Raw genomic sequence first — 14,491 nt, forward strand, 5'->3', positions numbered from 1 at the left:
GAGACGATATGTCGGCAATCGATGTAAAACTGAATGTATTTGAAGGACCACTTGATCTGCTCCTTCATCTGATCGAAAAGAATAAAGTAAATATTTATGATATACCGATTGTAACGATCACAGAGCAATATCTGGATTATGTGAATCATATGGAAGAGGAAGACCTGGATGTTATGAGTGAATTTCTGGTCATGGCGGCGACTCTGATCCGTATCAAATCCAAGATGCTTCTTCCAAAGGTGACAGAAGAGGATGAAGAGGAAGAGGATCCGAGAGAGGAACTTGTCCGCAGATTGCTGGAGTACAAGATGTACAAATATGCGGCAAGTGAGCTGAAAGATCTGGAGTTTGACGGTGCAAAGGCATTTTATAAAAAAGAAAGCATTCCTGCAGAGGTGAAAAATTTCAAGCCGGTCGTGGATCCTGTTGCTTTGATCTCGGAATATGATATGAATCTGGAAAAACTAAACGAGATCTTCAAATCTGTGATGCGGAAACAGGTTGAAAAGGTAGATCCGATCCGTAGTAAGTTCAAAAATATTGAGAGAGAGGAGATCTCACTGGAAGCAAAGATGGCGGAGGTTCGGGAACAGGTTCGCGGACTTGCAGGCATCAATTTCCGGACACTGCTTGAAATGCAGGCATCGAGATCAAATATTATCGTAACATTTCTTGCAATATTAGAGCTTATGAAGATTGGAGCCATTCAGATCCGGCAGGAAGAGATATTTGGAGAGATTATCATTGATTCCAGAGATGACATTGCTGCATATGAGTTGAACAGCCAGAATACTGATACAGATAAAACAGATGCAGATGTGCCGGATTCAATAGAGACAAAAGCAGAAACCATTCATCAGGCAGATGGTGAAGCCAATGAGACAGAACGAGGATAAGATGGGTATGGGTGAGATAAAAGAGAACGAAGCAACAGTAAATGAGATAACACAGGAAAATGTAGAAGAACAGCTGGTAGTTTATAAAGAATACAGTACAGAATATCTGGTTTCTGCAGTTGAAGCAATCCTGTTTTCCATTGGGGAGTCTGTGTCAGTAGATCGACTGGCTAAGGCACTGGAGATGGAGACAAAGAAGCTGTCCAAGCAGATGGAAGAGGTGCTGGAAATTTATAACCAGTCTGACCGGGGCATTAAGATGGTCGAGCTTGAAAATTCATATCAGTTGTGTACCAGAAATGAGTACTACGATGTGCTGACAAAGGTTGTCTGTACACCAAAGAAACCAAATCTGACGGATGTACTGCTTGAAACCCTGTCGATCGTTGCCTATAAGCAGCCGATCACCAGACCGGAGATTGAAGCCATCCGTGGAGTTTCCTGTGCACATGCGATCAATAAGCTGATGGAATACGGACTGGTAGATGAGGTTGGACGATTGGATGCTCCGGGACGACCGATCCTGTTTGGAACGACAGAGGAATTCCTGCGAAGCTTCGGCGTTGCATCGACAGAGGAGCTTCCGATGATCAGTCCGGATAAGATCGAGGACTTTAAGAAGGAAGCACAGGAAGAGGCAAATGAGATCACACTCGGGCTGGATAACGAGTCATAAAACCGACAGATCCGGAATATATTTTTATGAAGAAAGAATATATCCGGTGATCGTATGTTAGGGTTATATTTCAAATATCATAAAAGAAAACAGAAACCTGCAGGAAGAAGGCGACAGAAGATTCCCGCAGGTTTTCTGTTTGCATGGATCCTTGTTGCTTCAGTATTGCTCTGTTCTGTGATTCCTGCGAAAGCATTTGTGATGCAGCCGCAGCTGCAAAGGATAGTTCATTGGAATAACCGCAGCAAACAGAACAGTAATACCCTTCAGGTAGATACAGAGCAAAAGATCACAGACAATGATCTTCATGCACTGTCGGCTGTTTTGATGGATGGAGAAAACGGCAGGATCCTGTATGATAAAGCAGGTGAAGAAGTTCGTGCAAATGCCAGTACGACGAAGATCCTTACCTGTATCCTGGCACTTGAATATGGTGATCTGGACGATACGGTGGTCGTATCTTCCTATGCAGCAAAGATGCCGGATGTACAGCTTAATATCAGAGAGGGAGAGGAATATAAATTAAAAGATCTTCTGTATTCGCTGATGCTGGAAAGCCATAATGACAGTGCGGTTGCGATCGCAGAGCATATTGGCGGAAGTGTGGAACAATTTGCGGAGCTGATGAATCAGAAGGCAAAGGATATTGGCTGCATGAAGACACATTTTATTACACCAAATGGCTTAGATGCAAAGGATGAACATGGGATACACGGAACAACGGCTGCTGACCTGGCTCGGATCCTGCGGTATTGCATTAAAGAATCACCTGAAAAGGATACATTTCTTACAATCACAAGAACATCTGTTTATTCTTTTACCAATCTTGCAGGAACCAGAAGCTTTACCTGCAATAATCATAATGCATTTCTGAATATGATGGATGGAGCACTGACAGGTAAGACCGGATTTACAGGAACAGCCGGTTACTGTTATGTTGGAGCGTTAGAAAGGGATGGAAAGCTGTTCATCGTAGCTTTGCTTGGATGCGGCTGGCCGGGGAATAAAACCTATAAATGGGCAGATACGAAAAAGCTTATGAACTATGGACTGGATCATTATCAGGAACATACCATAAAAGATGATATCCTGCAAAAAACGAACATTCCTATTCAGTATGATCCCAATTACAGAAAACAGCAGGATGCAGAAAAGGACACGATCGCATGGGACTGCAATTTTTCAGAAACATTGTTGCTGCGGGAAGATGAGCAGATCACTGTCCGGTATATTATGCCGGAGAAACTTGGACTTCCGTTGCAAACCGGGATGCAGATTGGTTCCGTTGTTCTGTCAATTAACGGTAAGGTCTATGCTATTTATCCGGTATTTATTACAGAAACAATATCCGGAATGACATGGAAGGATTTTATAAGTGGGTACATAAAGTATTATATTGACAGAAATTATTCCTGATCGTTGAATTATAGTTGTAGTATACGGGCAACAGATGACAGGTTACTATATAATATGGAGCATAAGATTGATGAAAAGAACAGGGAGGTTATTATTTGAAACAGTTTGTTGTAGTGGGTGGTGACCTGCGTTGCCACTATCTGGTCTTATATTTAAAAGAACAGGGCTATCCGGTTTTTACATGGAAGGTGCCGGAACTTGCAGATACCGGAGAAAAATTACAGGATATAATTGGAAATCTCAAGACCGATGATACATTAAAAGAAACCGGGCTGTTGCTTCCGGTTCCGGTTACAAAGGACGGTATCCATATCAATGGCTGCTCAGAGCTTACGGCAGAAGCACTTGCTTTCATGGTGGGGGACTTTGGTCTGGTATGTGGGGGCGTGATCTCACAGGAACTGACAAAAGCCTGTGCAGAATCAGGTATACCATGTCATGATTATATGAAGGATGACTGTGTTGCACTAAAAAATGCGGTTGCAACGGCAGAAGGTGCGATCACGGAAAGCTTTATGATGAGTGATATCAATATAGAAAACAGCAAATGTTTGGTTACCGGTTATGGAAGATGCGGGCGTGTCCTTGCACAGAAGCTGCTTCGTATGGGAGCGGAGGTGACGGTTACAGCCAGAAGTGTGGAGGCCTGTATTAAGGCAGCCATGGGGGATTGTCATACGATATTGTTGAATCAGTTGGCTTCCTGTGAAAAGCTGGATACATTTGATTTCTGTTACAATACGATACCGGCGCCTGTGCTTGATCGGGCAGTCTTGTCAAAGCTTCGTCCGGATGTTGTTATTCTGGATATAGCATCCAAACCGGGCGGAACGGATTTTGCATATCTGGATGAGCAGGGAATCTGTTATAAACATAGTCTGGGGATTCCGGGACGGTATTCGCCAAAAACTTCCGGTGAGATCCTGGGCGAGGCAGTTTTGTCGTATCTTTGATAAAACAGTCACATAATTTATGATCCTGCATACACTATAATAAACATAAAATCATTGTCAGGCAGTAGTATTTGTCTGGTTCTGTTAAATAGTTGGAACCAGACACAACAGCTTGGAATTGATAAAACAGTATGGATCAGAATGATTTTATGGATTGTATTGAATGGAAAGGATTATAGATATGAGTTTATCAGGGTGCAATTGCGGCGTTGCAATAACCGGTTCGTTTTGTACTTTTGATAAAGTAAAGATAGAGATAGAGGAAATGACAAAGCTTGGAATATCGGTATATCCGATCTTTTCCGAACGGTCTGCAACGTACGATACCAGATTTGGCAGAGGGGATGATTTTGTAAAAGACATTCAGAGGATAACAGGGAAGAAAGGGATCTTTACCATTCAGGAGGCAGAACCGATCGGACCAAAAGCATATCTGGATGTACTGGTAATCGCTCCATGTACAGGCAACACACTTGCAAAGTTATGTAACGGTATCACGGATTCTCCGGTGCTGATGGCAGCGAAGGCGCATATCAGGAATAATAAACCGCTGATCATCAGCATTTCAACAAATGATGCGATGGGGATGAATTTTAAGAATATCGGAATGCTGATGAATATGAAGAATATTTATTTTGTTCCATTTTATCAGGATGATCCGGTAAAGAAGCCGAATTCCCTGATCGGAAAACTGTCCATGATACCGGAGACGATAGAGGAGGCTTTAAAGGGGAAGCAGCTTCAGCCGGTGTTATGTGACAAGTGATAACGCAGGCAGGAACTTGTGCCCGGAAAAAACCACGATGGTGTCCATATAAATACACGACTCGCTTCATTTCTGCTCGACACGTGCACTTATTTTGTCAGCAGTCGCCCAAACTCACCCTGACGGGTTCAGACATGGGCTTGATGCTGACAGTTAGCGCGGGTCTCGCAACGAAATAACGCGAATGTCGATGTTATTTATATGGACACCATTGTGGATTTCACCAGACACAAGTTTCTGCCTGCATTTTATTTATGGTATAAAACAGAAATCAGAGTTCAACAGCAATCTGGTATTCCTTTAACCAGTAGTTGACCTGCAGCAGGTATGCCATCATCTGCGGGCCTGCCATTAACTGACCATACCATGGTTTTCCATAATCCTTCGGAGATTCCAGAAACTGTAGAACTGCTTTTTTATCCAGAAACCGGTTGACAGGGCTTGCAGGATCGTGGATCACTTCTCTTAACCGGTCGGCAAGGATCGTTTCATAAAGCGGGTTATAGGTCTTAGGATACGGGCTTTTTTTCCGGAACAGGATTTCATTTGGAACCAGATTTACAGCGGCATGACGGAGCAGGCTTTTCTCTGTCTGGTTTCGGTATTTGTATTTCCATGGCACATTAAAGACATACTGCATAAGATGGATGTCAGCAAATGGTACTCTTGCCTCCAGACCATGATACATACTGGTACGATCCATACGGTCAAGCAGGGTCTGCATGAACATCCGGATATTCATGTAACCGATTCGGCGACGGGATTTTTCGATATTGGATTCTTCCGGCAGCACCGGAATCTCGGAGATGATCTGATGGTAAAGATTTTTCACATAGTCATCCATCTGCAGGGCATCTGCAAATTCCGGATCCAACAGTTGCTTTCTCGGTGTAAGATCGGTCATCCATGGAAAAGTATCGGATGCAAGCAGATCTTCCCGGTAGAACCATGGATATCCGCCAAATATTTCATCGGCACATTCCCCGGTCAGCACAACCTTATTGTTTTCAGATACCAGCTTACAGAAATACAGCAGGGATGAATCAACGTCTGCCATGGTCGGCTGATCTCTGGAAAGAACGGAATCATAAAGCAGGTCGGCAAGCTCTTCCATATTGCAGGTCAGGTAGTGATGTTTCGTTCCGAGGAAAGAGACCATCTGATCTACATATGGCCGATCCTGTTCCGGTTGAAAGGCATTTGATTTAAAATAGCGTGAATTATCGGTAAAATCAAAGGAATAGGTATCGAGTACCTGCCCCTGTTTCTTTAGTTCTTCCGCACAGATGGCACTGACGATCGAGGAATCGATACCGCCGGACAGAAAGGTACAGATCGGAACATCGGATACGATCTGTCGTTTTACTGCAGCGTTTAACAGATCAGAGGTCTTTTCCACGGTTGTCTGATAGTCATCGGTATGAGGTATGCTTTGAATCCGAAAATAGCAAGTGATGGAACAGCCGAATCGGTCATATCGGATATAATGACCGGGTTTTAGTTCGTCGATTCCTTTGAAGACACCGCAGCCCGGTGTTTTTGACGGGCCAAGAGCAAAAATCTCACATAAGCCTTTTTTATCCAGTCTTGGAAATGTGCCGGGATAACAGAACAGTGCCTTTCGCTCTGATGCAAAGACAAGTGTCCGGTCAGATAAAAAGGTATAATATAAAGGCTTTACACCGAATGGATCCCGGTAAAGTAAAATGGCTTCTTCGGCATGATCGTAGATCGCAAAAGAAAATATACCATTGATATGTTTTACAAAGTCAGGCCCATAGTATATGTATGAAAACAGCAGTACCTCGGTATCGGATGTTGTGGAAAAGGAATAACCGCGTAAGATCAGTTCCCTTTTCAGTTCATCTGTATTATAGATTTCTCCATTGAATACGATAGTGAACGTTCTTCCCTGTACAGTGCGGGACATGGGTTGAAGTCCGGCTTTGATATCCCGGATGGATAATCTTGTATGAGACAGTCCGCATGTATCCATCAGAAGAATACCATCATCATCCGGCCCGCGATGCTTTTGCTTTGCATTCATGGCAGACAGAATATCATGAAAATGTCCGGGCGTTTCCAGGTATCTGCCATGTACATTATAAAATCCAGAAATAGAACACATAGATAACTCGTTTCGGTTTCGTCGTATAATTGTATGAAACAGGGCAGTAAAATATGCAGAAAAAGAAATCCGAAAAATACAAAACAAAAGTGCCGAAAAATACAAAATAAAAAAGAAATATTTATGCAGATGTAAAATCAACACAAAGTGTTACAGATGTTACGCTTGCTTCATATGTCGAGAAATTAGAAGAAATGGGTTTGGATTTATTCCGGTTGAAGTTACACCGGGCTTCTATTCTGAGGATGATAACAGTACCATTGGTAACGGTGCGGTCAGTGGTTCCGATAATCAGGATTCAGAATCAGAAGATTCCAGCAGTGATCAGGACAATAATGATAATGATGATTCAACGGAGATCAATCTGTTATAGTATGTTTTATCAATATCCGAAAGAGTGTTCCATGGATCTGTATGATGTAGAAGGCAGTCTTGTGAGCGAGAATGATGTGAATTACAAGCATGTAAAAGGAAATGATATTTCAGAGATCCTTCAGATCAAGGAATATATGAAAGGTGACAGTATCAAAAATATTCATTGGAAAATGTCAGCTAAGATGGGAAAGACCATGGTAAAAGAACTGGATACACCAAATGATAATTCCGTCATGATATTCATCGGTTTGCAAAGGTGATCTTTATTACATATGATGCCAACCGGGATGCAGCCTTTGAGATCGAACGTTTAGAAAAGGGGATTGTCCTGTATGTTTGATGCAGGTGTTTTGGTGATTTTTCCCAGAAAACGCATTGACTTTTTTTCTCATTTATGCTAAAGTAACAACAGTTTATATGTCAAATGCAATGACAAGGAGGAGTACATACAGGACCGGCTCCCAGAGAGAAGATGGTGGTGAGAATCTTCAGCTAGGATGTATGGAAGTAGCCTTCGAGCAGTGGACTGAAAAGCATGACTTCATAAGAAGTGCTGAGTAGGATTCAACGGATTTCCCCGTTATAGGAATACAATATAACGCAGATAAGATTTGTAAGTATTGGATGAGAGCAGGAAGAACCTGAATTTAGGTGGTACCACGGATATGATTATTCGCCCTAAGCTGATATACGGCTTAGGGCTTTTTTAGTGGATGGGAAACGCTCTTTTTGGAAATTTATATGGATGACAATTAAAGGAGGATATAGGTTATGGAGATTAATGGAGCACAGATGTTTGTAAAAGCATTACAGGAAGAACATGTTGATACACTGTTTGCCTATCCGGGTGGAACAGCGATCGACTTATTTGACGCATTATACGATGCAGAGGGAATCGATATGATTCTTCCAAGACATGAGCAGGCACTTGTTCATGCAGCAGATGGATATGCAAGATCAACCGGAAAGGTTGGTGTATGTCTGGTTACAAGCGGGCCTGGTGCAACGAATCTGGTTACAGGAATTGCAACAGCAAATTATGACAGTGTTCCTCTGGTATGTTTTACCGGACAGGTACCGATGAATCTGATCGGTAACGACGCCTTTCAGGAGGTCGATATCGTAGGTATCACCAGAAACATCTGCAAATATGCAGTAACAGTCAGAAAGAGAGAAGATCTGGCAAGAATTATCAAGAATGCATTCTATATCGCAAGAACCGGTAAGCCGGGTCCTGTACTGGTTGATATACCAAAAGATATCCAGCTTGCAATGGGTTCGGATGAATATCCGGATGAAGTAAATATCAGAGGATATAAGCCATCAGAGGGTGTACATTCTGGTCAGCTTAAGAAGGCTCTGGCAGAATTAAACCATGCAAAGAAACCGGTATTTCTGATCGGTGGCGGTGTGAATATCGCACATGCAAGAAAAGAAATGCAGGAATTATGTGAATTAACAGGAATCCCTGTTGTTACTACGATCATGGGTAAGGGAGCAATTCCGACGGACCATCCTTTATATGTTGGTAATATCGGAATGCATGGAAATCTCGCATCCAATAAAGCAATCATGGAATGTGATGTCTTATTCTCAATCGGAACCAGATTTAACGACCGTATCACCGGTACGATTGACACATTTGCAAAGAATGCAAAGATCATACATATCGATATCGATGCAGCATCAATCTCCAGAAATATCGAGGTAGACATCCCAATCGTAGCAGATGCAAAGCTTGCGATCACGAAGATGTTAAAATATGCAAAGAAATTAGATATATCCGATTGGGTTGCTGAGATCATGGAAGTGAAGAAACAGTATCCGATCAACATGAATTCTTATAAAGGTGTTACACCTGAGAAGATCATTAAGACGATCAACGAGATGTATGACGATCTCATTATTACTACAGATGTAGGACAGAACCAGTTATGGACAACACAGTATATTGCACTTGGCGGTGAGAACCAGCTCTTAACCTCCGGCGGTCTTGGTACGATGGGATATGGACTTCCTGCTGCCATCGGGGCAAAGATCGGTAACCCGGATAAGAATGTTATCTGCATTTCCGGTGATGGTGGTGTACAGATGAATATTCAGGAGATGGCGACTGCGGTTGCACAGGAGCTTCCGATCACGATCTGTATTTTAAACAATGGTTATCTTGGAAATGTACGTCAGTGGCAGGAGCTGTTCTTCAACAAGCGTTACAGCAGTACCTGTCTGAGATACAGAAAGAGCTGTAATCATGACTGCCAGAATCCTGACAAATGCTGTCCGAAATATACACCGGATTTTGTAAAACTGGCGGAAAGCTATGAGGCGCTTGGAATCCGTGTTACAAAGGAAGAAGAGATCAAAGCAGCATTTGAGCAGGCAAAGGCAAATACAAAGGGACCTACAGTTATAGAGTTCTATATTGATCCGACTGCAAATGTATTCCCTATGGTTCCGGGTGGCAAGTCATTAAATGATATGATCATGGATTGTTAAGGAGGATAGACAGATGAGTGAAAAGAAAAGATGGATATGTTTATATGTTGAAAATGAAATAGGTGTACTTGCAAGAATCTCCGGTCTGTTTTCCGGTAAATCCTATAACCTGAACAGTCTGACTGTAGGAGAAACAGAGGATACGACGGTATCCAGAATGACGATCAGTTTTACCAGTGATGATCGTACTTTTGAACAGGTAAAGAAGCAGTTGAACCGCAGCGTGGAAGTAATCAAGGTGGTTGATTATACGGATATTCCGATCCATAATAAAGAGATCTTATTCATCAAGGTAAAAGAATGTAATACCGATGATAAGGATGAAGTATTCCGTATTGCAAATGCATTTAACTTCAAGATCACGGACTATGACAGAAAGAATATTCTGGTGGAATGTTTACAGACAGAAAATCAGAACAATGATGCGATCAAGTTATTCAAGCAGAGTTTTCCAAATCGGATCGAGGTTGTCCGTGGAGGAAGCGTTGCAGTAGAAGCAATCAGCATGTCGGAGCGCTAAAGGGGATAAAAATTATGAGATTTCTGATTCAGAGAGTGAATCATGCAAGTGTAACAGTAGATGATAAAGAGGTAGGAAAGATCGGAAAAGGTCTGTTGGTATTTGTAGGTGTATTCGAAGAAGATACAGAAGAAGCTGCAGACAAATTAATCCGTAAACTGCTGGGACTTCGTATATTTGCGGATGAAAATGGCAAGACAAATCTTTCTCTTACAGATGTAAACGGTGAGCTTCTGATCGTATCACAGTTTACCTTATGTGCAGACTGTAAGAAAGGAAACCGCCCATCTTTTACAAAGGCAGGCAACCCTGAAAAAGCAAATGCGTTATATGAATATGTCCTGTCTGCTTGCAGGGAAAAAATCGCAGTTACAGAAAGCGGTATTTTTGGTGCGGACATGAGAGTGGATCTGTCCAATGATGGACCGTTTACGATCCTGTTTGATAGCCGTGAAATGTAAAAAAATACATGGGAATGGATCCAAATTGAATATCTTGCATGAAAAATTGTAAATTTTTTTCAAAAACATACGATTATTTCTTGAAAAACATACAAAGAATTAATATAATTGAGTTTAGGTTATGTTAAATAAACACGTAAAGGAGAAGCGCTATAATGTTAACAAAGGAAAGCATTGAAGAAAAGACCTTTAAAAAGGGACTTTTTGGTTATAATAAAGATGAAGTAAATTCATTTATGAGAGAAGTATCGGATGAGTTTGCTTCATTACAGGCAAAATATGATGCCGCTGTAGCAGAAAATGAACTGGCTCAGAATTCTCTCAGAGAGAATAGTGTAAAGATCTATGAATTAGAGAAACAGTTAGAGCAGGCTGCTCCGGGTTCCAAAAAGGAACAGAATGCGGCAAACAGTGAAGCAAACAAAATCATTAACGATGCAAAGAAACGTGCAAATGAAGTTCTTTCCAATGCAAAGGCAGAACTTGCAAAGTTAAAAGCGGAGATGGAAGAGCTTAAGGCAAATGGCGGTACTGTAACAGCAACAGCCAGCACGACAGCTTCATCAATCAATGAAGATGCGTTAGAAGCTGATCCGATTACAAAGCTGAAGATGAAGTCTCAGACAACAGCAGAACCTCAGAAGCTGAAGATGAAGCCAAAGGAAGAGCCAAAAGAGGAAAGCAAGCCACAGGCATTTGCAGGGAAGAGTGCTGTAACAGAGGATGAAGAAGACGAAGTAATCGTAGGAGAAATCGAAGAAGGCGTTAAACGCAATCAGGTTCTGATCGGTGATGGCGATGAGGATGACGATTTCGAATTCTTATAAAGCAGGCTGATTTGTATGACATATAGGGAATGTCTCGATTATTTTCATAAATTATCAGTACATAGGAACATAGATGGATTACAGGATGATACCTATTTCCAGTTTGATGTTATTGGACGTGACAGTGGACATTTTTATATTCATTTGAAAGATGGTACACTTGAGGTCATTTCGGGGGAATATAAACAACGAAATGTTCAGTTTATCGTTACAATATCCAGTCTGGAACGGGTGATAAATGGAGTAATGGATCCGATTTATGCATATGCTACAGGAAAATTAAATATTGCTGGTGATGTGTCATTGGGAAGAAATTTCCTGTCACGCATCATCAAAGAGTAAAAAAGAAGAAACCTGTCAGATATTAACTGGCAGGTTTCTTTTTGCCTTTATAGCTATAAACGATGTGTTACATCTTTATTTATAAAAGAAGCTTGGATATCGTTGCATTACATCTCAACTTAAAAGATGTTTGATATCATTGCATTACATGGTATCAGATTTTTATAACAGATCAGCAACTTCCTTTAAGAGACGTTCTGTCTTATCCCATCCGAGACAAGGGTCTGTGATGGATTTGCCATAGCATCCTCCACCAACCGGCTGATTACCGTCTTCGATATAACTTTCAACCATAACACCTTTTACAAGTTCTTTGATATCAGGATCGTAATTGCGGCTGTGGATAACTTCTTTTACGATTCGTGGCTGCTCATCAAATTTTTTGCCTGAATTGTTATGATTTGCATCAACGATACATGAATGATTTACCAGATTGAACTTCTGGTATGATTCATATAAAAGACGAAGATCTTCGTAGTGGTAGTTTGAGATGGAACGACCATGTTTATTTAATGCACCTCTTAATATACAATGGGTCAGTGGGTTTCCGTCTGTGTGGGCTTCCCATCCGGAATATAAGAAAGTATGCGGATGCTGTCCAGCAAGACAAGAATTCATCATAACAGTATAATCCCCACTGGTTGGGTTCTTCATGCCAACCGGAATGTCCATTCCACTTGCCGTTAATCTGTGCTGCTGATCCTCAACGGAACGTGCACCGATCGCTACATAGGATAAGATGTCGTCAACATATTGCCAGTTCTCGGAATAGAGCATTTCGTCTGCTGCTGTGAGTCCGGTTTCTTTGATCGCGCGGATATGCATTTTACGGATTGCATATAAACCTTCTAACATATCAGAAGCCTTATTCGGATCCGGCTGATGCAACATCCCCTTGTATCCATCACCCGTTGTTCTTGGTTTGTTCGTATATATACGTGGAATTACAAGAATTTTATCTTTGACCTGTTCTGCAACCTTTGCCAGTCTGTTCTGATAGTCGCATACAGCATCTTCGTTATCAGCGGAACATGGACCAATTATAAATATAAATCGCTTGTCTTCTCCGGTAAAAATTTTTCTGATCTCTTCATCTCGTTTTGCTTTAATGTCTTTGAGTTCCTGTGAGAGAGGATATAACTCTTTGATCTCTTCACCGGTTGGTACTCGTTTGACCAATTTCATACTCATTGATTTTTCCTCCTGTTATAATTTGTCCAGTTAATAAATGACGAAAGTGTCATTATTTCTTAAATTACCGCATATTGCGCATAATTCTGTAGTATTATAGCAGAATATAATTAATTATGAAAGAAAAATATCAACACAAACATTCTTTATTCATTTTTTTAAGCATAAATTGTATAAATGAACAGATTAGAGGGATGTTATTGAAACGGGTAAAAATGGGAAAGAGGATAGGCAGAGCATTTGCAGGTACGGTTCTTGGAATAGCACTTGTAGTCGGACATATCGGCCAATCGGTAATATATAGTGTTGCTGTAACAGATGGAACAGCAACAGATGAAATAGCGACAGATCAGTCCGGACTTCAATTGGAATCACAATCATGTATCCTTATGGAATCAACGACAGGAACGGTATTATATGAGAAAAATGCAGATGAAGCAAGGAAACCTGCATCCGTCACAAAGGTAATGACGCTGCTTCTGATTTTTGAGGCAATGAAGGCAGGTGATTATCAGATGTCTGATATTGTAACTGTGAGTGAACATGCAGCTTCTATGGGTGGTTCACAATGCTTCTTTGAGACCGGGGAACAGCAGACGGTTGAAGATATGATAAAATGTATCATTATTGCATCAGGAAACGATGCGGCAGTTGCTATGGCAGAATTCACGGCAGGAAGCGAGGAAGCCTTTGTTCAGAGAATGAATGACCGGGCAAAGGAACTTGGAATGGAGCATACACATTTCGTCAATGCATGTGGACTGGATGCAGATGGACATGAGACATCGGCAAAAGACATTGCGATCATGTCCAGACAGTTAATTGACGAACATCCTGAGATCCTGAATTATTCCGGTATCTGGATGGATTCAATCGTACATAAAACCGCAAGGGGAGAGTCAAGATTTGACCTTGCTAATACAAATAAATTCCTAAATATGTATACCGGGGCAACCGGGCTTAAAACCGGATATACGGCGACAGCTAAATACTGTATGTCGGCGACGGCGAACAGAAACGGCATTACATTGATCGCAGTCATCATGGGAGCTGAAACAAAGGATATCAGAAATAAAGAGGCCTGCAAGCTATTAGATTATGGATATGCAAATTGCAATCTGTATAAAGATGAAAATGTACTTGACACCCGTAGCGTTTCTATAGAAAATGGTATCAGTGACGAGCTGGCGATTGACAGTGTATCGGACTTCTCATCCGTTCTGCTTCGCGGGGAAAAGGCAGATGATGTAAAGAAGATACTGGTTCAGGATGAACCGCTTACAGCACCGATAAAAAAAGGATATGTTGTCGGTCATATAGAATATTCAATCAATGGTCGTATCCTTGGTTCAGTCGAGGTCGTTGCAGCAGAAAATATAAAGAAAATGACGTTTGGCTACAGCTTTAAAAAAGTATTATATCTTGCCTTTCGTTCCTAGAGGAA

14 protein-coding genes and 1 other annotated feature are annotated in these 14,491 nt (G+C 41.5%); of the genes, 12 read left to right on the forward strand and 2 right to left on the reverse strand.

Going from position 1 to position 14,491, the window contains the following annotated elements; translation table 11 throughout:
• Positions 1-8 precede the first annotated feature (8 nt).
• From DWY07_RS07585 to DWY07_RS07605, 5 genes are all read left to right on the forward strand, one after another.
• Positions 9-896: a segregation/condensation protein A gene (locus DWY07_RS07585; protein ID WP_226801012.1), complete on the forward strand. Its 888-nt coding sequence runs from the start codon at positions 9-11 to the stop codon at positions 894-896.
• On the forward strand, positions 877-1,572 hold the full coding sequence (gene scpB, locus DWY07_RS07590; RefSeq protein WP_243860340.1) for an SMC-Scp complex subunit ScpB: 696 nt from the start codon (positions 877-879) through the stop codon (positions 1,570-1,572). The genes DWY07_RS07585 and scpB overlap by 20 nt, the downstream gene beginning before the upstream one ends.
• Positions 1,573-1,626: 54 nt before the next feature.
• Positions 1,627-2,988: a D-alanyl-D-alanine carboxypeptidase family protein gene (locus tag DWY07_RS07595; RefSeq protein WP_117822615.1), complete on the forward strand. Its 1,362-nt coding sequence runs from the start codon at positions 1,627-1,629 to the stop codon at positions 2,986-2,988.
• Positions 2,989-3,083: 95 nt separating this feature from the next.
• Complete coding sequence (locus DWY07_RS07600; protein ID WP_117822616.1) at positions 3,084-3,941, forward strand: dipicolinate synthase subunit DpsA; 858 nt, start codon at positions 3,084-3,086, stop codon at positions 3,939-3,941.
• Between the two features lie 181 nt (positions 3,942-4,122).
• Complete coding sequence (locus DWY07_RS07605) at positions 4,123-4,707, forward strand: dipicolinate synthase subunit B (protein ID WP_117822617.1); 585 nt, start codon at positions 4,123-4,125, stop codon at positions 4,705-4,707.
• A gap of 271 nt (positions 4,708-4,978) precedes the next feature.
• Here DWY07_RS07605 and asnB read toward each other — a convergent pair whose 3' ends face one another.
• A complete protein-coding gene (gene asnB / locus DWY07_RS07610) occupies positions 4,979-6,835 on the reverse strand; it encodes an asparagine synthase (glutamine-hydrolyzing) (protein WP_117822618.1) in 1,857 nt (618 codons plus the stop codon).
• 341 nt (positions 6,836-7,176) lie between these two features.
• Here asnB and DWY07_RS07615 point away from each other — a divergent pair, with 341 nt between their 5' ends.
• The 6 genes from DWY07_RS07615 to DWY07_RS07640 all read left to right on the forward strand — a co-directional run bounded on the left by DWY07_RS07615 (position 7,177) and on the right by DWY07_RS07640 (position 11,856).
• The gene (locus DWY07_RS07615) at positions 7,177-7,470 is read left to right on the forward strand and encodes a DUF58 domain-containing protein (RefSeq protein WP_226801011.1); all 294 of its coding nucleotides are present in this window, start codon (positions 7,177-7,179) and stop codon (positions 7,468-7,470) included.
• Positions 7,471-7,630: 160 nt separating this feature from the next.
• Positions 7,631-7,894, forward strand: a binding site (T-box leader).
• Positions 7,895-7,981: 87 nt separating this feature from the next.
• Positions 7,982-9,706: a biosynthetic-type acetolactate synthase large subunit gene (ilvB, locus tag DWY07_RS07620; protein WP_021943923.1), complete on the forward strand. Its 1,725-nt coding sequence runs from the start codon at positions 7,982-7,984 to the stop codon at positions 9,704-9,706.
• A 13-nt stretch (positions 9,707-9,719) separates the two neighbouring features.
• Positions 9,720-10,226: an acetolactate synthase small subunit gene (gene ilvN, locus DWY07_RS07625; RefSeq protein WP_021943922.1), complete on the forward strand. Its 507-nt coding sequence runs from the start codon at positions 9,720-9,722 to the stop codon at positions 10,224-10,226.
• A gap of 14 nt (positions 10,227-10,240) precedes the next feature.
• Entirely contained in the window at positions 10,241-10,687 is a 447-nt protein-coding gene (gene dtd, locus DWY07_RS07630; protein WP_117807531.1) for a D-aminoacyl-tRNA deacylase, read from the forward strand.
• A 155-nt stretch (positions 10,688-10,842) separates the two neighbouring features.
• Positions 10,843-11,514, forward strand: coding sequence for a DivIVA domain-containing protein (locus tag DWY07_RS07635; protein WP_117807532.1), 672 nt, complete (start codon positions 10,843-10,845; stop codon positions 11,512-11,514).
• Positions 11,515-11,529: 15 nt separating this feature from the next.
• A complete protein-coding gene (locus tag DWY07_RS07640) occupies positions 11,530-11,856 on the forward strand; it encodes an SCP2 sterol-binding domain-containing protein (RefSeq protein ID WP_117807533.1) in 327 nt (108 codons plus the stop codon).
• Positions 11,857-12,018: 162 nt separating this feature from the next.
• Here the strand turns inward: DWY07_RS07640 and DWY07_RS07645 are convergent, their stop codons facing one another.
• A complete protein-coding gene (locus tag DWY07_RS07645) occupies positions 12,019-13,047 on the reverse strand; it encodes a 3-deoxy-7-phosphoheptulonate synthase (protein ID WP_021943918.1) in 1,029 nt (342 codons plus the stop codon).
• A gap of 194 nt (positions 13,048-13,241) precedes the next feature.
• Here DWY07_RS07645 and DWY07_RS07650 point away from each other — a divergent pair, with 194 nt between their 5' ends.
• Positions 13,242-14,486, forward strand: a complete 1,245-nt coding sequence (locus tag DWY07_RS07650; protein WP_242997328.1) for a D-alanyl-D-alanine carboxypeptidase family protein — start codon at positions 13,242-13,244, stop codon at positions 14,484-14,486.
• Positions 14,487-14,491: the final 5 nt, after the last annotated feature.

This window comes from Clostridium sp. AF23-6LB, assembly GCF_003461085.1.
Lineage (GTDB): Bacteria > Bacillota > Clostridia > Lachnospirales > Lachnospiraceae > Coprococcus > Coprococcus ammoniilyticus.